This is a genomic window from Actinocrinis sp. (assembly GCF_035938995.1).
Classification (GTDB): domain Bacteria; phylum Actinomycetota; class Actinomycetes; order Streptomycetales; family Catenulisporaceae; genus DASZGI01.
The window spans coordinates 1-22994 of record NZ_DASZGI010000064.1 but is presented as its reverse complement, the minus strand read 5'-3'; the positions used below and the strand labels follow the sequence as shown (position 1 = coordinate 22994).

28 protein-coding genes and 2 pseudogenes are annotated in these 22994 nt (G+C 70.2%); 7 read left to right on the top strand and 23 right to left on the bottom strand.

Annotated features, from left to right (window positions below; translation table 11 throughout):
* From VGZ32_RS04260 to VGZ32_RS04240, 5 genes and pseudogenes are all read right to left on the bottom strand, one after another.
* A pseudogene (locus tag VGZ32_RS04260) lies at positions 1–861 on the bottom strand (hypothetical protein); the annotation flags it as partial.
* 444 nt (positions 862–1305) lie between these two features.
* Entirely contained in the window at positions 1306–1623 is a 318-nt protein-coding gene (locus tag VGZ32_RS04255; protein ID WP_326884478.1) for a MerR family transcriptional regulator, read from the bottom strand.
* A gap of 727 nt (positions 1624–2350) precedes the next feature.
* Positions 2351–2575, bottom strand: a complete 225-nt coding sequence (locus VGZ32_RS04250; protein WP_326884477.1) for a Tn3 family transposase — start codon at positions 2573–2575, stop codon at positions 2351–2353.
* A 660-nt stretch (positions 2576–3235) separates the two neighbouring features.
* Positions 3236–3514, bottom strand: coding sequence for a hypothetical protein (locus VGZ32_RS04245; protein WP_326884476.1), 279 nt, complete (start codon positions 3512–3514; stop codon positions 3236–3238).
* Positions 3515–3640: 126 nt separating this feature from the next.
* Entirely contained in the window at positions 3641–4306 is a 666-nt protein-coding gene (locus VGZ32_RS04240; protein WP_326884475.1) for an HSP18 transcriptional regulator, read from the bottom strand.
* Positions 4307–4413: 107 nt separating this feature from the next.
* Between VGZ32_RS04240 and VGZ32_RS04235 the strand changes: the two genes are divergently transcribed.
* The 5 genes from VGZ32_RS04235 to VGZ32_RS04215 all read left to right on the top strand — a co-directional run bounded on the left by VGZ32_RS04235 (position 4414) and on the right by VGZ32_RS04215 (position 6877).
* A complete protein-coding gene (locus tag VGZ32_RS04235; protein ID WP_326884474.1) occupies positions 4414–4854 on the top strand; it encodes an Hsp20/alpha crystallin family protein in 441 nt (146 codons plus the stop codon).
* A 119-nt stretch (positions 4855–4973) separates the two neighbouring features.
* The gene (locus VGZ32_RS04230; protein WP_326884473.1) at positions 4974–5372 is read left to right on the top strand and encodes an STAS domain-containing protein; all 399 of its coding nucleotides are present in this window, start codon (positions 4974–4976) and stop codon (positions 5370–5372) included.
* A 39-nt stretch (positions 5373–5411) separates the two neighbouring features.
* Positions 5412–5816, top strand: a complete 405-nt coding sequence (locus VGZ32_RS04225; RefSeq protein WP_326884472.1) for a J domain-containing protein — start codon at positions 5412–5414, stop codon at positions 5814–5816.
* Positions 5817–5883: 67 nt separating this feature from the next.
* The gene (locus tag VGZ32_RS04220; protein ID WP_326884471.1) at positions 5884–6072 is read left to right on the top strand and encodes a DUF3040 domain-containing protein; all 189 of its coding nucleotides are present in this window, start codon (positions 5884–5886) and stop codon (positions 6070–6072) included.
* A 130-nt stretch (positions 6073–6202) separates the two neighbouring features.
* Positions 6203–6877 (top strand): hypothetical protein, encoded by a 675-nt coding sequence (locus VGZ32_RS04215; RefSeq protein ID WP_326884470.1) that lies wholly within the window; start codon positions 6203–6205, stop codon positions 6875–6877.
* Positions 6878–7301: 424 nt separating this feature from the next.
* Here VGZ32_RS04215 and VGZ32_RS04210 read toward each other — a convergent pair whose 3' ends face one another.
* From VGZ32_RS04210 to VGZ32_RS04165, 10 genes are all read right to left on the bottom strand, one after another.
* Positions 7302–8333, bottom strand: a complete 1032-nt coding sequence (locus tag VGZ32_RS04210) for a medium chain dehydrogenase/reductase family protein (protein WP_326884469.1) — start codon at positions 8331–8333, stop codon at positions 7302–7304.
* A gap of 193 nt (positions 8334–8526) precedes the next feature.
* A complete protein-coding gene (locus VGZ32_RS04205; protein WP_326884468.1) occupies positions 8527–9093 on the bottom strand; it encodes a TetR/AcrR family transcriptional regulator in 567 nt (188 codons plus the stop codon).
* A gap of 156 nt (positions 9094–9249) precedes the next feature.
* Entirely contained in the window at positions 9250–10053 is an 804-nt protein-coding gene (locus VGZ32_RS04200) for a putative protein N(5)-glutamine methyltransferase (protein WP_326884467.1), read from the bottom strand.
* A gap of 196 nt (positions 10054–10249) precedes the next feature.
* Positions 10250–11758: an MFS transporter gene (locus VGZ32_RS04195; protein ID WP_326884466.1), complete on the bottom strand. Its 1509-nt coding sequence runs from the start codon at positions 11756–11758 to the stop codon at positions 10250–10252.
* Positions 11755–12423: an ArsR/SmtB family transcription factor gene (locus VGZ32_RS04190; RefSeq protein WP_326884465.1), complete on the bottom strand. Its 669-nt coding sequence runs from the start codon at positions 12421–12423 to the stop codon at positions 11755–11757. The genes VGZ32_RS04195 and VGZ32_RS04190 overlap by 4 nt, the downstream gene beginning before the upstream one ends.
* Positions 12424–12816: 393 nt before the next feature.
* Positions 12817–13809: an asparaginase gene (locus tag VGZ32_RS04185; protein WP_326884464.1), complete on the bottom strand. Its 993-nt coding sequence runs from the start codon at positions 13807–13809 to the stop codon at positions 12817–12819.
* A gap of 44 nt (positions 13810–13853) precedes the next feature.
* Entirely contained in the window at positions 13854–14417 is a 564-nt protein-coding gene (locus VGZ32_RS04180) for an aerial mycelium formation protein (RefSeq protein WP_326884463.1), read from the bottom strand.
* A gap of 211 nt (positions 14418–14628) precedes the next feature.
* A complete protein-coding gene (locus VGZ32_RS04175) occupies positions 14629–15669 on the bottom strand; it encodes a YgfZ/GcvT domain-containing protein (RefSeq protein ID WP_326884462.1) in 1041 nt (346 codons plus the stop codon).
* 41 nt (positions 15670–15710) lie between these two features.
* Positions 15711–16160 (bottom strand): Fur family transcriptional regulator, encoded by a 450-nt coding sequence (locus VGZ32_RS04170; protein ID WP_326884460.1) that lies wholly within the window; start codon positions 16158–16160, stop codon positions 15711–15713.
* Between the two features lie 65 nt (positions 16161–16225).
* On the bottom strand, positions 16226–16729 hold the full coding sequence (locus VGZ32_RS04165; protein WP_326884459.1) for an FABP family protein: 504 nt from the start codon (positions 16727–16729) through the stop codon (positions 16226–16228).
* A 305-nt stretch (positions 16730–17034) separates the two neighbouring features.
* Here VGZ32_RS04165 and VGZ32_RS04160 point away from each other — a divergent pair, with 305 nt between their 5' ends.
* Positions 17035–17397, top strand: a complete 363-nt coding sequence (locus VGZ32_RS04160; RefSeq protein ID WP_326884458.1) for a DsrE family protein — start codon at positions 17035–17037, stop codon at positions 17395–17397.
* 49 nt (positions 17398–17446) lie between these two features.
* On the opposite strand, the gene VGZ32_RS04155 is transcribed toward VGZ32_RS04160, so the two are convergent.
* The 6 genes from VGZ32_RS04155 to VGZ32_RS04135 form a co-directional block, all read right to left on the bottom strand.
* Entirely contained in the window at positions 17447–17737 is a 291-nt protein-coding gene (locus VGZ32_RS04155) for a DUF1416 domain-containing protein (protein WP_326884457.1), read from the bottom strand.
* A 38-nt stretch (positions 17738–17775) separates the two neighbouring features.
* Positions 17776–18609 (bottom strand): sulfurtransferase, encoded by an 834-nt coding sequence (locus tag VGZ32_RS04150; RefSeq protein WP_326884456.1) that lies wholly within the window; start codon positions 18607–18609, stop codon positions 17776–17778.
* Positions 18610–18769: 160 nt separating this feature from the next.
* Complete coding sequence (locus VGZ32_RS28990; RefSeq protein WP_369015811.1) at positions 18770–18847, bottom strand: Ms5788A family Cys-rich leader peptide; 78 nt, start codon at positions 18845–18847, stop codon at positions 18770–18772.
* A gap of 138 nt (positions 18848–18985) precedes the next feature.
* A complete protein-coding gene (locus VGZ32_RS04145) occupies positions 18986–19252 on the bottom strand; it encodes a helix-turn-helix domain-containing protein (protein WP_326884455.1) in 267 nt (88 codons plus the stop codon).
* Between the two features lie 283 nt (positions 19253–19535).
* A complete protein-coding gene (locus tag VGZ32_RS04140; RefSeq protein ID WP_326884454.1) occupies positions 19536–20279 on the bottom strand; it encodes a zf-HC2 domain-containing protein in 744 nt (247 codons plus the stop codon).
* Entirely contained in the window at positions 20276–21124 is an 849-nt protein-coding gene (locus VGZ32_RS04135; protein ID WP_326884453.1) for a sigma-70 family RNA polymerase sigma factor, read from the bottom strand. Before VGZ32_RS04135 ends, VGZ32_RS04140 begins: the two co-directional genes overlap by 4 nt.
* 1 nt (position 21125) lies before the next feature.
* Here VGZ32_RS04135 and VGZ32_RS04130 point away from each other — a divergent pair, with 1 nt between their 5' ends.
* Positions 21126–21305, top strand: a complete 180-nt coding sequence (locus tag VGZ32_RS04130; protein WP_326884452.1) for a cupredoxin domain-containing protein — start codon at positions 21126–21128, stop codon at positions 21303–21305.
* Positions 21306–21327: 22 nt separating this feature from the next.
* Here the strand turns inward: VGZ32_RS04130 and VGZ32_RS04125 are convergent, their stop codons facing one another.
* Entirely contained in the window at positions 21328–22173 is an 846-nt protein-coding gene (locus VGZ32_RS04125; protein WP_326884451.1) for a DUF2993 domain-containing protein, read from the bottom strand.
* A 95-nt stretch (positions 22174–22268) separates the two neighbouring features.
* Positions 22269–22994 (bottom strand): annotated as a pseudogene (locus VGZ32_RS04120) (hypothetical protein); the annotation flags it as partial.

The window sequence follows — 22994 nt, the reverse complement described above, 5'->3', positions numbered from 1 at the left end:
GTTCAGCCAGGCCGCGAGGTCGTCGACGCTGGCGAGGAATCGGCGCAGGCCTGGCAGATCCATGTCCTCCACGATTCGGGCCCTCGCGGAGAGGAATGCGTCATAGGGCATGTCGATCAGATCGGCTGCGGCCTGCTGGGGCAGTTTTCGGCGGCGGAAGCGAGGATGACCGGGGCGAGACGACGCATGTGTCGCTCCGGGCGCCATAACGGCGGAAATCCGGCGCCGGGTGCGAAGTACTGCTGCCACCAGCCCGGGGGTGTGTACTGCGGAACGTGTCACGTGCATGCTCATCAGGCTGCGGATCAGATCGAGAGTGTCCTGGCCGTCGGCTCGGTGCATACGCAGGCGGGTGATGTCGTCGAGGATCAAGACCTTCGTGTCATTGTCCTGGGGGCAGCCTTTGACCATGCGGGTCAGGCGTGGAAGGTCGGGGGTGCGCTCGGGAAGGCTGACGCCGTAGTAGTCGAGGATCGCGACACAGGTGCTCTTCGGCTTCGCGGTGACGGGGGTCTGCACGTAGGCGACGGGAATCAGAAGGTCACGTGTGCCAGGCAGTGGCCCGCGCAGGCGGTTCAGCTCGAGCCAGAACTGGGCGAAGTCTGCGCCGAATTCGCAGATCGCCTCGGTCTTGCCCTGAAATCCGCCGCCGTTGACCATGATGCCGCTGCGGGTGGACGGGCCCCATTTGACCGAGTTGCTCTCGACGCGTTCCGTGAAGATCTCGCCAAGAGCCCTGGTCATCGGGGTATCGAGGAATGCCATGTTGGCGTGGGTGGCGGTGCGGTGCAGGTCATAGAGCTTCTTGCGGCGCGCAGTCATCAGGTCGTAGACCTCGCGCGGCAGCAGGGGCGCGGGCACGAAGGCATGGCGGCTGCGTGTCCAGCGCTCAAACCCCTCGCGGGTCTCCCGGTCGGGATGCGCTCAGGCAGGATGTAGGGGATTGGGTTGTAGTCCGGCCCCAGCTCGATCGCCGTTTTCATTGCCCGCACTTCGCCTGGTCGTCTGGGGACTCCTCGTCATCTTCGAGGAGCCGCAACCGTGACCGGGCGCCGAGCCGAGGCGGAGGGGCGGGCCGCCGGGGCACCGCGTGTTCGCGCCGGGCGCGTCGCTCGTCGTCGACTGCATGCTCTGTCTGGAGGGCGCGTTCTCGCCAGTTGATCGGCACTAACGCCGCGGCCGCCGGCCCGGGCTCGCCGGTAGCGGGTGGATTGGTGGCGCGCGAGCAGTCGGCCTCTGCAGTCGCGGCCCTGGTGGCTTCCCTGGCCTGCTCGGCGCGGCATGCCTGCGGGGGTTTCGCGGGTCTTAGGCGTTGTTGCGTAGTTCGGCGTTGAGCCGTAGCGCTTCTTCGAGTTGGTCTTCCAGGATGATGATGCGGCAGGCCGCGTCCAGGGCGGTGCCCGCGTCGACGAGCTCGCGGGCGCGGGCGGCGAGGCGCAGCTGGTAGCGCGAGTAGCGGCGGTGTCCGCCGGCCGAGCGCTGGGGGGTGATCAGTTTCGCTTCGTCCAGGCTGCGCAGGAAACCGGGGGTGACCCCGAGGATCTCCGCGGCGCGGCCCATGGTGTAGGCGGGGTAGTCCTCGTCGTCGAACTTCTCGTCGGCGCTGGGCCGGCTGGGTTCCAAGCACACCTCACACGGGTAGAGGGCCCCGGTGCCGTAGCACCGGGGCCCAGGGGTATTAGGTTGACACCATCCACCGACTGGGAGTCGGCGTTCGTTACCCGCGGGACCCGCCTGAGCAGGCCGACGGGCGCGGGGATCGCATAAGCGTGACCGAAGACCACCTTTCGTGCGATGGGACTGCGGTAACCGCCCGGCGCGACAACAGCCGGAGCGGGCGATCTGACGGTGTGTCCCTTCCCTTCTCCTCGAACGCTACCTACCTTGCACTTCGCCCTGCCGGAACCCCGTTCACCTGCACGGTCCCGGCACGTCGGCTGCCACACACCAGACCCTCGCGTCGAATGCCGCCGAGGCGCCCGGCCTTCTACTCTCACTACTACGGGCAGTTCGTGTCTGCCACGTCTACCAGACTTCCTTCTTCGCCAACACCGGGAACGATACCCGCATCGCCGACGAATATCTACCCCGGACACGAGAGAATTTCTGGTGCGGCGGCCCGACGCACCCGCGGGGAGCACCGACAGGACCCGTCACCACGGCTCTGAACTGCGCGAATACGAAGACACACCAGGGTAGTCGCGCGGTATCACGAGCACCGGTGCCGATAACGAGCGCGCCGGGTCACAGCCGTCGCCTGAGCGCTGTCAGGGTCGGGGCATGGGTTCCGGGGGCCCGGCTCGACGAACGGCAGGGCCCTGGATCGCGCCAGCCACGCGGGCCGGCAGGCTCAGGACCCGGGCATGGCGACGCGTGGCGGGCGCAAGCCTTCGCCGTCGAGCTTGGCCGGCCCCTCCGCGTCCATGTCGATCACGCCGAAGAAGTCGACGTTCTCCGCGTGCACCGGGGAGATGTTCGCGAGGACCTCGTCGTCCACGGCCCGGCCTTCCGCGCGCATCGCCGCGATCGCAGCCTGGAGTACTCGGTGCTCCACCACGGCGTTGGTCAGCAACATCAGGCATCACGCACCCTCGGACCGGCCTTCCAGACGGTGGCTGCGAAACGGCCCAGGGGAGTAATCGGACGAGTTCCGGTAGCTGGCATGTACGCAGCTCGAGGGCCGCAGTGCGGCCCTCGATACCCCTGGAACCGCGTAACAGCGCGGCGTGCCCTCGCATCCGCTCTGGTCAGCGCCATGGCGAACGCACTACCGGGACTTCTCGCTCCGTTACTGCCGAGGGCCGACTCGTCGCTGTGACTGGCCCTTTGGGTGTCCTGGCTGTCGGCCAACGCTTGCGGGGGCCTTGAACGGCGCCCACCAGTTCGCTCGGTGCCATTCATCGGAAACCCGGGCTGATGGATGCCGGTCGATGCTCGGGTTGATTGTCGGTGCGTTCTTCGGACCTCTCCCCGTCGGATGCCGTGGTGGCCGGTGAGAGGAGCGGTCAAGGCGCAACGCCCGTGGCCCTCGACGTGAGGGCTACCGGCGCGGGATGGGACGGGAGGGGTCGTGCCGGGCGGCGGCGCAAAGGGACGCCCCTACTTTCCGGGGCTGGCGATGGCGGGTACCGCGCAGCGTGCACGGTAGGCCGCCCGTGTGGTGCGTCCTGATGTGCGCCGCCGCCCATGCGTGGGATGCGCCGACCGGATCCGACATTGCGGGTCGTGGGCCGCTTCACCAGCGCCGTATGGCGCGGCGGCGGTGAGCCGGGGGCGGGGCTCGCTCGCTGCCGTCGTGGTCGGCGACCGGCGCGCGGTCGGCGGCGGGGACCCACGCGGTGTCGTCCGGTGTGGTGGTGCTGCGCAGGCGCGGGGCGGGCGGATGTGGGGCCGGGCCGGTCGGATCATCGGGCCAGCACTCCCGCATCAGCGCGTCGAATTCCGCCCGCACCAGCTCCTGATCGGCGCAGACCAGGTCGATGAACGCGTCCGGCGCTCGCGTGGTGCGCATCATCGTAAGAGCATCACCTCCCACCGGGAAGGATCTTCCCAATCCGGCTTTCACCCACCGGTATAGCGTGTCGTCCTGAAGATGACAAGAGGTGGCGTCGCTGCGAAGACGACTGCTCGTGCACGGCTGTTACGGGGTGTCGGGCCCGCGGCGGCGCTCGCGGGTGTCGCGCCGTACCGAGGCGGTGTCGCGGGCCATGCCGCGCACCTGGGCGGCCAGGGCGGGGTGGTCGGGAGCGAGGTGCTGCAGGGTGTCGGCGAGCGGGGCGAGCAGGTCGGCCGCGTCGTTCTCGCCCAGCGCCGCGCGCAGCGCTTCCAGGGGGGTGTCCGCGGCGGCGGGCAGGTCGGTCAGGGCGCTGATCTGCCCGGCGAGCTGGCGCAAGCCGGCGGCGTTGTCGCGGGCCCAGTGGTTGACCGCGCGGTCGGCGGCGCGTTTGTCGCGCTCGGCCGCCACCCGCTGGTCCCCGGTATTGGCCTGGCCCTCGGCGCTCGGGCGCAGGCGCAGGTAGCGGCGTTCGGCGGCCTGCCGGCTGGCGACTCCGAGCGCGGGGGCCAGCTGCGCCCAGCTGGCCCCGTGGCTGCGGGCCGCGTCGATCAGGTCCGGTTCCCACGCAGCGATCTGCCCGCGCAGCTCGCGCAGCAGCGCCAGGGCGACCAGGAACTGCGCCGAACTGGTCGGCGGCGCGCCCGCGGCCGGGCCGGTTCGTGCGTCGCGCACCGCCGCGCCGATGCGCTCCAGAGACGCCGCGGCATCCGCGGTCGGCGGGTTCTGACCGTCGTGACCTGCGCTCTCCATGGCAGCCTTCCCGATGACACGCCTAGTTGTCATCCTTCCGACGACATGTTATAACGGGAACCGCAAGCGCGTCGACACCGTTGCGACTGACTTGGAGGTGTTCACCCATGTTGATGCGCACCGACCCGTTCCGTGAGCTGGACCGGCTCACCTCGCAGCTGCTGGGCAGCGCCGCGGCCGGCACCTGGTCGCGCCCGAACCCGATGCCGCTGGACGCCTGGCGCGAGGGCGAGCAATTCGTGGCCTGCTTCGACCTGCCCGGCGTGGCCAAGGACGCCATCGAGCTGGACGTCGAGCAGAACGTGCTCACCGTCAAGGCCGAGCGCCGCCCGGTCGCCACCGGCGAGAAGATCGAGATGCAGGTCTCCGAACGCCCCCTGGGCGCCTTCTCCCGCCAGCTGTTCCTCGGCGACACCCTCGACCCCGAGCACATCGCCGCCGACTACACCAACGGCGTGCTGACCCTGCGCATCCCGATCGCCGAGAAGGCCAAGCCCCGCAAGATCGAGATCACCTCCACCGAGGACCGCAAGGAGATCACCGCCTGACCCCGGCCGAGGGCCGGACCTGCTGCCCCGGCTTTCGCCCCCGCTCCAGCATCCGGCTGCGTGCCGTCCGCTCCCAGGCGCGGACGGCACGCGGCCGGCAGCACCGGTAGGTGAACACGATGACTACAGACCCGGCCCTCCAGTTCGCGGTGAGCACCGACCCCGGTGGCGCGGCGGTGCTGCACGTGCGCGGCGAGGCGGACCTGGCCACCGCCGAAGCGCTGCGCGAGCGCCTGCTCGCCGAGTTCGCCCGCCACGACCACCTCGTGGTGGACCTCTCGCGCGCGATGCTCTACGACGGCGCCGCGCTGCGCGCCCTGCATGCCCTTTACCGCGAAGCGGTGCGCACCCGCCGCCAGCCGCCCGCGCTGCGCGGGGTACGCCCTCTGCTGGCCAAGGCCCTCAAAGCCACCGGCATGCACACCCTCTTCCCCCGCCAGGACCACCCCCCTTTCCCCCCGGCGCGCACCACCCGCCCCCGCACGAGGCGTCCCGAACCGCTGCCCACCGCCGCATGACCAGCACGAACACGTAAATCCAGCACGCCAGGTGACACCATGCGTCCCGAACGACCCGACCACTACGCCACCCTCGGCCTGCCCACCACGGCGACCCTGGGGCAGATCGCCCACGCCTACCGCGCCCTGGTACGCACACTGCACCCCGACACCGCCGCCGCGCCCGGCGACACCCTGGCCCGGTTCACCGCCGTCACCACCGCCTACCAGGTCCTGCACGACCCGGCCCGCCGCGCCGCCTACGACCGGACCCGACACACCCCACCCCCGGCCCCGCCGCCACCCGCCGCGCCCCGGACCCGCACCGCCATCCACGTCACCGTCCTGCCTCCACCGGCCCCCGACGCGATCACCGCCAGCACGCCGTCACGGCGCGACATACCCCCGCCCCTGCTGCGCGCAGGACCGACCCGTGTCAGCCCTCTCCCACACCGCGGACCCTGACGCCCAACAGCGTCGAACACGGCGAACCGATACATCCCCGACCCACCCCGACATGATGGGAGGCGGTGTGACGCTCACCGAGCACGAGCGGCAGGCGCTACGGCGCATCGCCCGCGACCTGGCCCGGGATGACCCGCGCCTGGCACGCCTGCTCACAAGGCCGCGCCACACCCGCCGCCGCCGTCGCCTCACCGCACTGGCACTTACCCTGGCGATGCTGGCCGTCCTCGCCCTGAGCATCGCCCTCACCGCGTGATGCGCCCGGCGAAAAACCGCTGCCAAACCCGGTCTTCGCGGGGATGGAACAGGAGCTCAGGCGCGGCCCGGGCCGACCCTGGAGCGGGCCGGATCACCTACGGCAGCGCGGTCGCAGACGAGGAGCAGCCGTGACGCATCTGCAGAAGATCGTCGAGTATGCGCGGAGCATGTCGCACCGCACCTGCCGACCCGAACACGAGCATTGGAGATACGGCTCGTTCTATGAGGTGGTCCTGGCCCACGGCCGCGTCTTCGAGCCCGCACCGCTTCCCGACACGGTGTACCCGGCGCTGCCCGGACACTGCTTCCAGGCCGCCGCGATCCTCTCGGACCTCCACGGCATGGCGTATGTGGAAGGCCTGGCCCTGCTGCCGGACGCCCAGACGGTGATCGAGCACGCCTGGTGCACCACATGGCTGGGCCAAGTCGTCGACCCGAGCCTGGGCGGGAACACGGCGGCGGCCTACCTCGGCATCGCCTTCACCCTGCAGTTCCGCCACCAGGCCGTGGCCCGCACCGGGAACAGGTGGCCGGTTCTGCTCGCCGACCAGGACGGCGGCCGGTCCCCCACCCGCGACATCCTCGAGCACGGCCTTCCGGACGCGGCGACCGTGCCGCTCGTCGGCACACCGCTGGCCAGCCCGGTCCAGCCGGCGAGCACCAACCCGCCCAGCACACCCGACCCCCGTGCATGGCTCGGGTTCACGGCCACCGGCGCCTACGACGGCCCGTGGCCAGCGACCCTCGGGGCGCCCCCGCCGGGCGAGGAAACCCGCAACTTCACCCCGGCGCGACCGCACTGAGGACAACGCTGTGACCGACACAATCGGACCATGGGGCGAGATCGGCAACGGCGCGGCGGCGCACGATTCCCGGCAAGTACAGACGCAACGGCGGCGGGCTCGCGCTCGGCGCGGCCCCGGCCCACGCGGGCCGTTCGGCCCCGCAACCCCCGCGCCGAACCAGGCGATACGAGACCACACGTCCAGCCACTGCTCCAACGGCGACCAAGTGCCAGGTGGTCCGAGCCCCACGGCTCAAGCCGCAAAGTCGCCATATAGATCTGAAAAGGATCGCCAGATTGGTCTGCAATTGGCCACTGCGCTGCAGGTTACGGTGATCGCCTTCGCCAGTTCGCGCTGAATCTCTCACGTATGGAGAGGCTGTCGCAAGGTCGTCCGACTCACTGCCAGCTCTACGCTTAATCGGCTGGTCAGTGGCGGTGTGCTACGGGACGAGGATGACCTTGCCACTGACCGTGCCGGACTCGGCGAGACGCAGGGCGTCGGCGGCCTGGGCGAGGGGGAACTGTGCGGCTATCGCTGCACGGATGTCGCCGTGGCGCATGGCGGTGAAGACCTGCGTCAGGTCGGCGCGCAGGCGCGCGCGGAAGCGATTCTTCGCCAGGGCCTTGCCTGCCCAGACATTGAAGAAGTAGGCGCGGCGCCCGTTGGGCAAGGCGTTCCACATCCACACGCGCCCAAGGAGCTTAAGCACCGGCCACTGCTTGGAGCCTGAGTCGTCGCGGGTGGAGGCGCTGCCGTAGGAGACGAGTGTGCCTCCGGAGGCGAGCAGGTGCCAGGAGTCGATCAGGCTTCGGCCGCCGACGTGATCGAAGACTGCGTCCACGCCGCCGGGCGCCAGTTCCCGTACGCGTGTCGGGATGTCCTCGGTGCGGTAGTCGACGGGCGTCACTCCTAGGGCGCGCAGCGCATCGTGGTGGCGCGCGGAAGCCGTACCGATGACCCGTACCCCGGCGGCGAGTGCGAGTTGCACCAGGATCGAGCCCACGCCGCCGTTGGCTCCATGCACGAGGATCGTCTGTCCGCTGCGCACGCGGGCCCTGCGGTGCAGCATCTGCCAGGCGGTGATGCCGTTGACGACGGCGGTCTCCGCCTCAGCTGCTCCGAGCCCTTCAGGCACCTCGACCACATCGGCCGCGTCGAGCACGACGTGGCTGGCCCAGCCGCCGGTCTTCGTCAGCGCGGCCACCCGGGCGCCGATGAGATCGCGCCGGACTTCGCCGCCGACTGCCTGCACCGTTCCGACCACGTCGTATCCGGGAACGAACGGGAACGGCGGCTGGTCGTAGTAGCGGCCGCGGCGCATCTGCTGCTCGGCGAACGACACACCCGTCGCCTCCATGCGCACGACCACCTGTCCCGGGCCGGGCGCCGGGACCGGGCCGCGGCGCAGTTCCAGTCCGGCGGGCTCCACGATGCCGGGCAGGACCACTTCGACGCGCTCTTCGATCGTCATCTCAGACCTCCGGTGTATGCCATCTAGTTTGATGTGTGTGGTTAGCCACTCACTCTTAAGCTCGAAAGAAGGGCGGAGCGTGGCGCCCCGCCAAGAGGGACCCAGGTCCACATGATCGTGATCGACGAGGTGTCGATGCTGGACGCGGGACCGTCTGTCGTTCGTCGCCGCCCGCAGCGAGCCGACCGCGGGTTCAGTAGTGCCTGATGTCTGCAGTCAGGGTCCTGGCCCACGGGGCGTCCACCTCGTCGGCACTCATCGACACGATCAAGTGGCACAGCATGCCGCGCGCGAAAAAGTCCTGGACCTGGTGCTCGTCGCCCCCAGAGGCGCCGCGCACGTACTCGACCACACGCGCGTAACCCCGCCGCACAGCCTCCCGCACCGCCGGCTCGGAGACGGCCGCCGCCTGCGCATGCAACTGGACGAGCACCAGGTCGTTGTCTGTGATCAGCTTGGCGTAGGCGTCTCCCATGGCGGCGAGCACCACCTCGGCGCTGCCGCCCCGCGCCTCGGCGACGGCCTGTTCCAGGCAGGCGCGGACCTGGACGAAGCACCGTTCGACGACCGCGACGAACAGCGATTCCTTGTTGGGAAAGAGCCGGTAGACGTATGCCTGGGAGATCCCGGCCTCCTTCGCGACCTCGGTCGTAGTGGTGCCGAAGTAGCCGCGGGCAGCGAAGGTACCGATCGCCGTGCGCAGCACGGCCTCACGGCGCTCCTCGGCTGTAGACAACTGGCGGGTGCGGGCGGGCGTCATGTGAGTAATAAACCACTCATAGGCTTGGGCGTCAAGCCTGGAGAGAGCGCGCCGATTTCGCCGGGAGTCCGCCCGACTCTCGGGCGCGCCGTGTGGAACGCAGCCCGAGCGGCAGACGCTCTGCACATCACCGAGTGCGCCGAGGTCATCCTGAAGTCACGCCTCGGGCTTCGCGCCGATGACAACCGTGGCTCCCAGTTCGTCGCAACTGGCCAGGTTCGCACTCAGGCCACCACGAGTCATCACTGCCGCGATGTCCGGCGCCTGTTGCTCGCTCGACTCCACGAGCAGGTGGCCTCCCGGTGCGAGCCAGGCGGGAGCTGATGCGGCGACCCGGCGCAGGGTGTCGAGACCGTCCATGCCACCGTCGAGAGCCACGCGCGGTTCGTGGATGCGGGCCTCGGGCGGGAGCAGGGCTACTTGGCCAGTGGGTACGTAAGGCGCATTGGCGACGAGGACGTCGACACGTCCGCGTAGATCGTCAGGCAGGGGCGCGAACAGGTCGCCCTCATACACGCGGCCGACGTCGGCCAGATTGCGCCGCGCGCACCGGACTGCGGCCGGATCGATGTCGGCGGCGTGAAGTTCGATCCCTGCCACGGTCGACGCGAGCACCGCGCCGACGGCTCCTGAGCCGCAGCAAAGGTCGACGACGACCCTGCTGGGGCGGGCGAGGGCGATGGCTTGGCGGGCAAGGAATTCGGTTCGGCGTCGGGGTACGAATACGCCGGGTTCGACGGCGATGCGCAGGCCGCAAAACTCGGCCCACCCGACGACGTGCTCGAGGGGCAGGCCCGCGATGCGTCGGTCGACCATGGCGGCCAGGTCGGCGGGGGTCTCCGCGGCCGCCATGAGGAGGCTCGCCTCGTCTTCGGCGAAGACACAGCCGGCTGCGCGTAGCGCGGTGACGAGAGCGGAGTAGAAGTCTGACGAAGCGTCTGGGGATGTTGCAGTGGACATGAACGCCTTTCGGGATCCCGACGGGCGCTCTCCCGATCCGCCTACTGCTGGCGGACCACGCAGCCGCAGGAGGAGAGCACCCTGCCTGAACGAGCGGAAATGGGGCTCACCTCCTTCAAGTCGACTCCGATGCCTGATGTAACGGCAGACCAAGATTACACGCTCTCCGGGTTGCTGAAGGGCCCGATTGCCTGCACTACACCGGACCAGGTGGTGCAGGCGGGGGCCGATGGTCCATCCCGTGCCAGGTCGGGGACACGAACGGCGCGAGGGTCGTGGCGAAGTAGGTGGCGCCGGCCGCGATGAGGGTCGCCCGGAGCCCGACCGTTTCCGTGAGCGCTCCCGCGATCAGCGAGCCGAACGGGATGCCGATCCACGCGCTGGCCTTGATCGTCCCGAGCACGCGTGCGTGGAGGTGCGGCGGGACGCGCTCGTACGACAGCGCGCCGATGATCGGATTGATCGCGCCGCCCGAGAGCCCGACGAAGGCGAAGACGGCCAGGATCGGCGAGAGCGTCCCGGCCAGCACGAGGACCGCGAACCGCGGCGCGCCGCTCAACAGCCAGCCGACCGAGTACGTGGCACGGCGGGGCAGGCGAGGGCCGAGCCAGGCGCCTGCGATGTTGCCGATCAGCGCGCCGATCTCCATGGCACCGGCGATCAGTCCGAGGGAGGAGGGGCTGTGCAGATGCGAGCGGACCCAGACGGGCAGCAGCACCGCGCTGAGCCCTTGGTCCAACAGATTGGCGACGGCGACCATGGCGATGATGCCGACCAACAGCCGGTCAGTGCGGATGAACCGCAGTCCTTCGCCGAGCTGGCCGAGGTATCCACGGTCGCTCGGCGCCGTCGCGGGCGCGGCGATCTCGGTGGGCAGGAGGGCGGCGATCAGCAGCGCCGCCACGGCGAAGGTAATCCCGTCGGCGAGCACGACGACCGGGGCTCCGGCAGCCGTGATGAGGATGCCTGCGAGTGGGGCGCCGAGGACCAGGCCAGCGCGGCCCGCGCCGGTTGACAGCCCGGCGGCGCGTTCGAGCGGGACGCCGCCTACCTTCGCAGCACCGGGCACAAGCACGTTGGCCGCGCAGTCGGCCAGCCCGCGTACAGCACCGGCGACGCCAACAAGGGCCGCTAAGGCGCCCAGCGGCAGCAAGCCGGCGGCGTAGAGCGCCGGGATCGCGCAGACGACAGGTGCGGCGGCGGCGTTTCCGGCGATGCAGGCCCGGCGTGCGCCGAGGCGGTCGACCAGCGGTCCGGCCAGCGCTTGCAGAGCGACGTATGGCGCCGTCTCGGCGAAGGCCACCGTCCCGGTCCGCGCCGCGCTTCCGGTGGTCGTCAACACCATCCAGGGGATGGCCAGTTGCGACATGGCCGTGCCCAGCAGCGAGATGAGGGACGCGGAGAGCAGGGCGGCGAGGGGGCGACGGGCGAAGGCGACGACCGGAGCAGCCGTGCCCGCGCGCGCGGCGGCGAGGTCGACCGAGCTTGAGGCGACAGCGAATACGGCGCCCGAGTGCGAGTCGACTGACCTTAAGGCGGTCGAGTTCGAGCTGACCGAGCTCGAGGCGCCCGAGCTTGAGGCGCCCGAGCTTGAGCCGACTGAGCTTGACGCGGTCGAGTGTGAGTCAGCAGGTACGGCGTCGTGGGCGTGGGAGCGGGCGGGCGGGATCCACGCGGCGGCCTTCTCTTGCTCGATCCCGGTCACGAGCTCGGTTCCGCGATCTCGTCGGGCAGGAGCTGGAACTGGAGCACGGCGCGGACGGTTCCTGGCTGCGGATCGGGGTCTCCCGGTTCGCGGCGGTACCGGGCGGCGAGCGCGTTGATCTCCTCGGCGAGCGCGCGTGCTTCGCCCTCGCTGAGCCGCAGCGCCCAGTCGCTGAACTGCCAGGGCCGCGACGGCGACTCCTCGCGTGCGGCTGCGAGCCCATCTACGTACCCGAGCATCCGCTGGTAGTAGCCCTCGACGGCAATGTGCAGGTACTGTTCGGCGAGTTCGACCGTCTCGGTGTCGCTTGGATCGAACTCGCCGGGCACCCGGAACGTGAATTCGGTCGCATGGTGCAGCGCCCGCCACCATCGGTCCCGGCCGTTGCCGCGCGCGGTGTCCTCGACGATGAACCCGTGCTCGGCAAGCACCCGCAGGTGATAGCTGGTCACGCCGCTGGACTCGCCGATCCGATGGGCCAGCCCGGTGGCGGTCGCCGGCCCGTCGACCTGAAGCAGGCGCAGCAGCCTAATGCGCACCGGGTGGACGAGCCCGCGCAGCCGTTCGGGCGTGAGCACCACGTCGTGGCAGGGATCGACCCAGCCGGGCGCGGGGCTCGGCAGCCCGGTGCCCCCGCGGGCGCGGGGCGGCGACTGGTCGCTCATCTTCCCACCGTATCGCAAAGGGAATTCTGCAAAGATTTCTTTGCGCAATAGGGAAGCAGCCAATACCGAGTTGTGACAGGCGGCGGCCAACAGGACGACGGCTGGGTGGCGATGGCAAGACGACCGGTCGTTTTGAATCTGATACCGGTGACTGAGCTGATCGCTGGTGAACGGCCGAACGCTGGAGGGATGACGACCGGTCGTCTTAGCTGCGATAGATGAGGATGGCGAGACGACTGGTCGTTTTAACGGTGGGCGAGCGTCGAGGAATGAGGGTGGCCAACCGGACCGCTGGGCGACTGGCGCGACTGGCGAAGCTGACCGGTCGTCTGAAGTCGTGGGACGGCGAGGGAAGATGGCCGGTCGTCTTAAGTCGTGGGGCGGCGAGGGTGCCTACCAGTCGGCGATCCGGACGGCGCCGACGACCTCACCGCCGCCGAGGACGGGGACGGTGCCGAGCCGGTCGAGGGCTTCCGAACGAACGCCGAGGCGGCGCAGCGCTTCCGCGAGGACGACCGGCTTGGCGCGGGTCGAGCCGTCGGAGATCTTGAAGGCGACGGCGCGTCCGTCGGGAAGCGCGGCCGCGTGGACCGCTTCGGCGCCGGTCTTCGCGATCAGTCCGGCGACCGCCCGCATGACCTTGGTGTCGAACCGCCTGTTTCCGGCGACGTACTCGGGGTGGGCGCGCATCGCGTCGGCGACGCGGCGGGGGTTGGTACCGGGCTCGGCGGTGACGCACGCGCGGAACGCCCGGGCGAGGCCGACCAGGGAGATTCCGAGCAGCGGAGCCCCGCATCCGTCGATCGCGTCGTAGGCGATCTCCTCGTCGGCCAGGCGCTCGATCGCGGCACGTATCGACAGCTGGACCGGGTGCCCGGGGTCGAGGTAGTTCTCGATGTCCCAGCCGTTGCGCACGCAGGTGGCGAGCATCGCCGCGTGCTTTCCGGAGCAGTTGGCCAAGATGGCCTGCGGCTTGCCGCCTCGCATCTCGTAGGCGAGCCGCGACGGGTCGTCGAGCGGCAGCCCGGGTGTGTTGCGCAGCGCCGTCTCGTCGAGCCCGGCGGCGGCCAGCATCTTGCGGGCCGTGTCGATGTGGAACGGCTCGCCGGCGTGGCTGGCGGCGGCCAGGGCGAGCTGTTCGCGGGTGACCTCGAGGCCCGCGTCGAGCATGCCGGCCGCCTGCATCGGCTTGTTGGAGGAGCGCGGCAGCAGCGGTGCGTTGACGTCGCCGAGCGCGAGGCGGACCGAACCGTCCGCACCGAGCAGGACCAGCGTGCCCCGATGGACTCCCTCCACGAAGCCGGACCGGACTATCTCGGCCAGGACCTCGTCGGCGGCAGGGCGCGCGCCGACGGGCACGCGGGCAGGGGTGTTCGCGATGGACATGGGGCGCCGATTCTCCGCTCTCGTACGACGAGGCGGCCGGTCCCTTATTCCCCGACGAGCAGGTCGTCGACGGCCGCCTCGCCCACACGGTATCGGCGGGCGAGCTCGGTGGCACACTCGTCGGCGGCGCGCTGGACTTTGTGCCGCAAATCGGACACCTCGCGCTCGTAGTCGGCGAGCGCCGCGGCGGCCGACCGCAGGGTCATTTCGGGGCAGTCGCCCAGGTCCGGCACCGCCAGCTCGCGCAGCCTCGCCTCCAACGCGACCCGGTATTCGCCGGGCGGCGCGGTGCGGGCGAGCGCGACATGGCGGGCGGAGGCGGTCCGGGCGGGCGGCGCGTCGGCCAGGATCTCGGTGAGGCGGTTGACCAGCGGGCCGGCGTCGGCGTCGGTGCGGCGGGCGGATTCGGCGGCGATTATGTCGATCCGCCCGTGCAGCACGCGGCGCAGGTAGGACAGGTCGCCCTCCTCCGCCAGCGCGTCGGCCCGCCGCCCGCGCAGTTCGGCGAGCGGCAGTGTGCCGAGGCCGGAGGTGAATCCGGCCGCCAGAACCCGGTCGAGCCGGCGCGAACTCCCGGGTGTCTGCTCGCGGCGTCTCGGTTCGGTCATCGAACCCCCACACGGAGCTTCGGGGGAGGTCGCTCCCCCGGGTCTCGGGCCCGGCATGGCCGCCGGGCTCTGTGCATCGTTGCATGCGGGATGTCCTGATCGCCGGGTTCGGTGCAAGTGTCACCCAGTTGGATGAGCATCATCGAGCGTTGAGCCGCCCTTCGGGTACTGCCGAGGGGGTGGCGCGGCGAACGCGGTGCGGAATCGCGCGTCAGCGGGCGCGCAAACGCTCGCGGGCGGTGCCACCCGCGTCCGGAGAGACGATGACCTCCTGCGCCGCCGGAACGCCGCCGGCCTGAAGCACGGCGTCAACCGGTACCGTGCGCTTGACCAGGGCGAGCGCGATCGGGCCGAGTTCGTAGTGCCGCGCGCTCGAGGTGACAGTGCCGACCTGGCGGCCGTCGTGCTCCACGGGATCGCCGTGCGCGGGCAGGTGCTCGGGCGTGCCGTCGAGGTGCAGGAAGACCAGGCGGCGCGGCGGATGCCCCAGGTTCTCCACCCGGGCCACGGTCTCCTGGCCGCGGTAGCAGCCCTTGTCGAGATGGACCGCGCTGCCGATCCAACCCAGTTCGTGCGGGATGGTCCGGGCGTCGGTCTCGAACCCCGCGCGCGGGCGGTGCGACGCGATCCGCAGCGCGTCGTAGGCCCAGATCCCGGCCGGGTCACGGCGGGCGGCGGCGTAATCGGCCAGACCGGCGCGGGGGAGGAAGAGTTCGCGGCCGGGGGCGGAGTCGACGAAGGGAGCGGGGCGGCGAGCGAGGATGGCGGACGAGTCTGACGCGCCGTCGGGCGACTCGACGGAGGCGGATTCGGATGTGTCGGCGCCGGCTTCATAAACGACCGCGTAGTCCGCGGTGACGTCCTCGGGCTCGACGTCGAGCATGAACCTCATGCGGTTCAGGAACTCCGCGAGCGGACCGGCCGCGCCGGGCTCGACGTGCGCCCAAGTCGCCTCGCCGTCGTCGACGAGGTAGAGCGCGTGCTCGATGCGCCCTTGGGGATCGAGCAGCAATGCTTCAGTCGCGGTGTGCGGCTTCAGCTCGATCAGGTGCTGGCTGAGCAGTGAGTGCAGCCAGCTGAGACGGTCCTTCCCGCCGATGCGGACGACGCCACGGTGCGACAGGTCGACGAATCCGCGCCCCTGTGCCAGGGCGCGCTGCTCCGTGTGCGGGTTGCCGTAGTGCGCCGCGACCTCCTCGTCCGGGGGATCGGCGGCGACGGCGCCCGGCAGATCGAGCAGGGGACTACGCATAGTCGTGGCAACTCCGATGTCGCGGGGCTTGTTCCCTGAGCTCATCGCGCAGGTTCGCCGTCGGTAGCGGCGCAGCGGGCACAGCGGCCGAAGATGGCGAAGTGCGCGACGTCGGTCTCGAACCCGCGCTCCTGCTTGAGCCGCGCCACCAGCGGATCGGCGACGGACGCGGACGTCTCCTCCACCTCGCCGCATACCCGGCAGACCAGGTGCAGGTGCTGTTTCTCGGCTGCCGCGTGGTAGATGGGCGCGCCGTGGCCCAGGTGGGTGTGGGTCACCAGGCCGAGCTCTTCCAGCAGTTCGAGCGTGCGGTACACCGTCGACAGGTTCACCGAGCTGGCCGTGCGCTGGACCTCCGCGCAGATCGCGTCGGGCGTCGCGTGCTCCAGGCCGGTCACCGCGCTGAGCACCAGTTGGCGGGCGGGGGTCAGTCGGTACCCTTTCGCCCGCAGCTGCCTGGTCAGGTCGGCCTGCGCGCCACTGCTGCTCACACCCCGAGTGTAAGTCTGACCCGGGCCGATCCGACCCGGCCGCGGCTGGTCGCGCTACCGGGCCGCTAGCCGTCTGTCCGCTTGAGTTGCGCGGCGAGGTGGTTCTGCAGCGGCTGGCCCATCGCCGCCATGTCGAACGTCCAGAGCAGGTCGCCCTTGACCAGGCCGTAGAGCCGGTGGCCGCTGGAGTACTCCTTGGCGGTGGCGGTGCGGGCGACGGCGTCGGTGCGCAGCTCGATCTTGCCGTTGTCCAGCTCGCCGTGCCAGATCTCGACGATGCCGGTCGGGTGGGCGAGCACCACCTCGAGGGTGCCGTCGGGCTGCGGGCGCCAATAACCGTGCTCGCGGGCCAGCGGCCGGATCTTCTCCCCCTGCTCGTCGAGCAGCCAGGACCGCGACTCGTAATCCAGGAACGTCTTGCCCGGCACGTAGCCGAAGCTGACCTCCTGCCCGAAGCGGAAGTCCTTGATCGTCGGGTACTGGCCGAGCCCCGCGCCGACCCACCGGCCGAGCAGGAAGGCCACCGGGAGCAGCGCCGGGTCCAAGTCGTCTGGGATCTCGAAGGGCATCGCGGGCGCCTAGCGGCTCTGGCCCTTGAAGAGCTTGACCACGACGAACCCGGCGAACCAGGTGACGAGCAGGAAGACCACCACGAGCAGGGCGGTGAAGAAAGTCTCCACGGTCGGTGCGCTCCTGTGCTTGATCGCCCTCGGCCGGGTCCGGGAGCGGCGTCTGTGGGACAGGCCCGCTGCGGGGGGCCTAAGTCCGTGCCGTCAGTCTATGGGCACGGCCCTCGGGGACCGTACCGCCTTCACCTGCGCGCTGTTGTGACGCTCGCTACGCCCGGGGCCTGCTGAGAAAATAAGCTCATGGCATGGTGAGAAAACTGATCGTCAAAGTCACCGCGGGAGCCGACGCGCCGGAGCGCTGCTCCCAGGCGTTCACCGTCGCGGCGGTCGGCGTGGCGTCGGGCGCCGAGGTGTCGCTGTGGCTGACCGGCGAGTCCGCGTGGTTCGCGCTGCCGGGCCGGGCCGAGCAGTTCGAGCTGCCACACGCCGCCCCGCTCGGCGAGCTGCTCGAGGCGGTTGCCGCCGGGGGCACGGTGACCCTGTGCACGCAGTGCGCCGCGCGCCGCGAGATCACCGAGAAAGACCTGCGCCCCGGCGTCAGGATCGCCGGGGCGCAGGTCTTCGTGCAGGAAGTGCTGGAGGACGGAGTCCAGGCGCTGGTCTACTGACCTGCGCCCGCTTGGCCGGCTACCAGCCGCCGGATCGGTCCCGGTCCGGTCAGACCGCGATCAGGACCTCGGCCACCTCGCCCTGAGTGGCGACGACCGCCCGGTCGGCGGTGGCGCCAGGAACCAGGGCGCGCAGCGTCCACGTCCCCGGAGCGGCGAAGAACCGGAAGGCGCCGGTCGCCGAGGTGGGCACCTCGGCGGTGAACTCGCCGTCCGCGTTGAGCAGGCGCACGTACCCGGTCACCGGAGTGCCGTCGCGCTGGATCGCGCCCTCGATGATCGTTTCCTTGGCCACGTCGATTCCCTCCCTGGACAGACCGCCGGTGGTAGCACCGCACATGTCGCTGCTCTCCTTCGCTGCTTGCGCGTGCGCGCGGATCAGGCGCCGAGCTCGATCGGCACGCCGACCAGCGAGCCGTACTCGGTCCACGAGCCGTCGTAGTTCTTCACGTTGGGCTGGCCGAGCAGCTCGTGCAGCACGAACCAGGTGTGCGCCGAGCGCTCGCCGATGCGGCAGTAGGCGATGGTGTCCTTGGACAGGTCCACGCCCTCGGTCTCGTACAGCTCCTTGAGCTCGTCGTCCGACTTGAAGGTGCCGTCGTCGTTGGCCGCCTTCGACCACGGGATGTTCTTGGCGGTCGGCACGTGGCCCGGGCGCTGCGACTGCTCCTGCGGCAGGTGGGCGGGTGCGAGCAGCTTGCCGGAGAACTCGTCCGGGGAGCGCACGTCCACCAGGTTCTTCGTTCCGATCGAGGCGACGACCTCGTCCCGGAAGGCCCGGATCGTCAGGTCCTGCGGCTGGGCGGTGTAGCTGGTGGCGGCGCGGGTGGGGATCTCCTCGACCAGATCGCGCGAGTCCAGCTCCCACTTCTTGCGGCCGCCGTCGAGCAGCTTCACGTCCCGGTGGCCGTAGAGCTTGAAGTACCAGAGAGCGTAGGAGGCGAACCAGTTGTTGTTGCCTCCGTAGAGCACGACGGTGTCGTCGTTGCCGATGCCGCGCTCCGACAGCAGCGCCTCGAACTGCTCCTTCGAGACGAAGTCACGGCGCACCGGGTCCTGCAGGTCCTTCTTCCAGTCGATCCGGATCGCGTTGCGGATGTGGTTCTTTTCGTACGCGGCGGTGTCCTCGTCCACCTCGACGATGGCGACGTGCGGGTCGTCGAGGTGCGCCTCCACCCAGTCTGCGTCGACCAGGACGTCGGTGCGGCTCATGAGTTCTTCCTCCAGGGCGTTGTGGTGCCGATTCGCGTGGACGCTGCTTCTTGTTCGTTCGGGCCCGGCGGGCGCACTGCGGCCCGGGAGCTCTTCGAGGGCGTGCGCGGCGAGCAGGGGCTCGACAGCCGCGCGGAACGGCGAGCCGTTCAGAACGAGGTCAGCGACAACACAGACAGGCGGCGACGCGGCACAGATCCACGGCGCGGCGCTTGGTCAGCTCTGCCTGGGGCCTCATGCCGTCGATATTAGGTAACGCGGGTGTGACCTGTCACGAATGTCCCACATCGCGAGACGTCTGTCTCACAAATGTATCGCGATTCGGCCGAATTCCGTGAAACCGCTGGTAGGCGTCCCGGTGCATCGCGGTGCTGGGTCAGCGCAACTGGTCGCGCAGTGTGGCGAGCCGCGTGAGGTCGGTGCGGTTGGCCGCGCCGAGCTTGGCGTAGACGTAGGCCAGGTGCGTCTTGACGGTGCCGCGGCTGATGTAGAGCCGCGCCGCGATCTCGGGGTTGCTCAGGCCCTGTGCCGCGAGCTCGACGACCGACTGCTCCGTCGGGGTCAGGCTGCCCCAACCGGTCGAGGGGCGGCGACGCGGTCCGCGGGCCCGCTGCGCAAGCGCGATCGCGCCGGGCAGATCCATCCCGGGGTCCGGCGCCGCTCGTGCCGGCCGTGGCCGGCGGCGGCGCTCGGCTCTTCGAAGACGGCCTACCGGCCAGCGACTGGACACTCGCCGACCTATCGACCACTGACTCCGGCGCGATGTGCGCGCTGTATGACCGCACGCGCTAATCACCCGGCCGACTTCACCGTGGCGCTCACCCAGACCTGCCGCACGCCTGCTCAGACAGCCACCCGTACGACACCTTCGACTGGAATGGACTGTAGGCGGGCTGATGGAGAGGGCGGGGCTGCTGGACGCGTCCCTACGGATGCGTGATGTGCATCAGGTTCGTGCCGTCGGGCAGGGTCACGTCGATCGCCGAGACGCGGTCCGGAGAGAAGGACGACGTGGCCGGGATGGTGAACGATCCGCCTGACGGGGCGTTCCACGTCCCGGCCTGCTCGGTGCGCCCGTCGGCACCCCACACGACCATCGAGCACTTGTAGCCCTTGGGCACGCCTTCCATCTTCAGGCTGATCCGTGAGCCCCAGGTGGCCGGAGTGACGTCCGCGATCGCCTTGATGTCGTCGGCGGCGCTCGCGTGGTACGGGTTCATCACGACGACTGTCGCGCTCCACGCGGTCGAGGTTGCGGCGTGCGTGGACATGCTCACCCCGACCGCCGAACCGGCCGCGGCCAGGATCACGCAGGCGGCGGCGAGGGCGAGCCTGGTACGTCGGGGACGGTCGCGAGCGACGCGGCGCTCCGCGTGCGTCGCCTCCGCGGACTGCTGCCGCGAGCTGGCGAGCACTCGGCCGAGGACCGCCGGCTCCGGACGTACCGGACCGTATACCGCCTCCTGCTCGGTGACCATAGCCATCAGCGGCACCAGGTCGGCGAGCTCGGCGTACTCGGACCGGCAGCTCTCGCACTCGGACAGGTGGAACGAGACCTCGTCGGCCTCGGCCGGCTCGAGTCCGCCGAGCAGGTATGCGCCCACCGCCTCCCGCAGTCGCGGGTCGTATGCACGGGTACAGCGGGGAACACGGTGACTGTGACTGTTCATGGCGTGATCCCCCTTTCTTGACAGGCGAGGCGTAAGGCGCGAAGGGCATAGAAGGTACGTGACTTGACGGTTCCGGGCGGGATACCGAGCGCGGCGGCGGTCTCCGCGACGGTCGACCGCCGGTAGTACACCTCGATAAGCACGGCTCTGTGCTCGGCACTGAGTGCGGCCAGCGCGTCGGCGACTTCCCACGCCCGGAGGGTGTCCTCGTAGGGGTCGTCCCCCTCGTCGGGTCCCTCGGTGTAGTCGGTCAGCTCGGTCTCGTTCGGCCGGGCCGCGCGTGCACGGGCGTCATCCACCACCAGGTTGCGCGCGACCGTGCACAGCCAGGCCCGCACCGAACCGCGCCCCGGTTCGAACACGGAGGGCCTGCGCCAGGCGCGCAGCATGGTCTCCTGCAGCAGATCCTCAGCCCGCGCCCGGTCCCGGGTGAGCCTGAGCAGGTACGCCAGGACGGGACCCGAATGCTCGGCGTACAGCACACGCAGCGCTGACTCGTCGAGGACTTCGGTTTCCGCCGCCACATTGAAAACACGTGCGGAATCGTCGGTCCGTTCAACCGGGCCGCCGGGATCCCCCGCTGAACCGGCGCGTGGCCGCATCCGTGTCCAGTGCATGAACAGATCCTCGCGCATGATGGGCGCCGTCGTCACGGCTGCGTTTCTCGCGTGCGCGGCCGCCTGCTCCAGTTCGGGCTCCGGAAGTACCCCGCCGGGCGCGGCCACCAGTTCGACGCCGCCCGGGTCCGGGGGCGCGACGGCCCCGTCGAGCAGCGCCGACTCCATCACCATCTCGGGATTCGCGTTCAGCGTCCCGAAATCGGTGGCCCCTGGGGCGACCGTCACGGTGACGAACAAAGACTCGGTCGAGCACACGGTGACCGCAGACTCCGGCAACGCTTTCGACGTCACCATCCCCGCAGGTGGCACGGCAAGCTTCAAGGCGCCGACGACGGCCGGTTCCTACCCGTTCCACTGCACCGTTCACCCGTTCATGAAGGCGACGCTCGTCGTGTCGGGCAGCTAGGGGCCTGACCTTTCGAACTCGGCTACTGGGTCTGGGTCGCGGTGGTCTGGCTGAGCGCGACGTTGTGGCCGGTCGCGATGATGTCCGCGGCGGTCGAGGTGAGGACGAGGCTCTTGAGCTGGATGCCGAAGGGCAGCGTGCCGAGTGGGATCTTGACGTCGAAGCTGGTCGGGGTGACTGCCTGCACCAGGCTGCCCAGCCCTCCCGCGTCGACGCCGGCCGACTTGAGCTCGATCGTGTTGCCCGGCAGCAGGGTCGCCGCGACCTGGGCAGAGACCGAGGCGCCGAGCAGGCTGTAGGTAGCCTTCAACTGCCCGGCGGAGCCCTGGCTCACCGTGACGGTGCCGATGTTCTGCACCTGGTTGCTGACTGCCTTGGACAGGTCTGAGTAACTGAGGATCGCAGTAGCGGTCAGGTTGTCGACGGTCGCGCTGTTGTAGCCGGACGAAACGTGTACGCCGTTCAGGTCGGCGTGGATGTCCGAGATCGGGACGCCCGAAGCGACGAGGCCGCGGATGTCGACGGTCACGTGCGGGAAGTCGCGCGAGACCACCTGCGTGAGGAAGGGGAACCCGTCGATCGAGACGCCGGGCGTCTGGGACAGGTTCTGATCCTTCTTGATCTGCGAGGCGAGGGTGTTCTCGGTCACCACGACGCCGATCCGGTCGGCGGCGACGAGCAGCCCGAGCAGGATCACCAGCGCGATGATCCAGCGCCGTCCGCGGCGTCGTGGACGCGGTGGACGTCCGGCCGGCGCGGCGTCGGCGGGATAGGCATAGGAAGGCGGTGGCGGGGGCACCGGATTCTGCTCCGGGTAGCCCGAGTAACCGTAGTAGCGATCGGAGTTCTCCGGGTTCGGCGCGGTCACGAAATCGAGCGTAACCGCTCAGCCGGATAGCGGGAGGGAGCAGCGGGAGTTCGTGACCAGTTGGTGGCATAACGCCGCCCTTTAGCGCAAAACCCTTAGCGCACAACCGAAGCCGCGATCGCCGCTCCAACGGCGGCGAAGGCCATCGGGAATGTCTGGGAGCTGATCCGGACGTCGGCGCCCTCCGTGCCGAGCCGGTCCGCGATGCGAGCGGCGACGGCCGCGAGCAGCCCGGCGGCCACTCCGCCGATGGCGCCCCCTTTCGCGCCCGCGGCGGAGGCGAGGCTCAGCGCCGTCAGTGCGCCGACCGCTGCGCCCGCGCCTGCGGCGGCGACCACCCCGATCGCGCGCGTTCCCCCGCCGACCAGCGCGGAGCACAGGACCGCGACGGCTGCGGCGAGCGCGCAGGCGCCGGTCAGTTTCGAGTCCTGGCGTTGGGCGACGAGGTAGCCGGCCGGCAGGGCAGCGAATGCAGCCCCGGCACCGGCGGCGGCTAGTGCCTCGAGGCGGTGCGGGCCTGGCGCTGTGTCAGCTTCTTTGTGCATCAGTTGGTCGGCGGCGAGCAGCACGAAGCCGACCCCGACGGCGGTGGCTATCGCGCCCGGCGCATGCTCGATGTCCAGGCGGTAGGCGATCGCGGAGGCGGCGAGGCCGATCAACGCGACGAGCCCGATGGTGAGGTAGCGCTTAGGCGCACCGGCCGTGCGTTGCCAGCCGATGGCGATCCCGATCTGGCTCAACCCGACGACGACCGCAAGGACCGGGGTTCCGGCGACGGCGCTTATCCCGACGACAACGGCGAGCCCGGCTGCCCCGAAGAC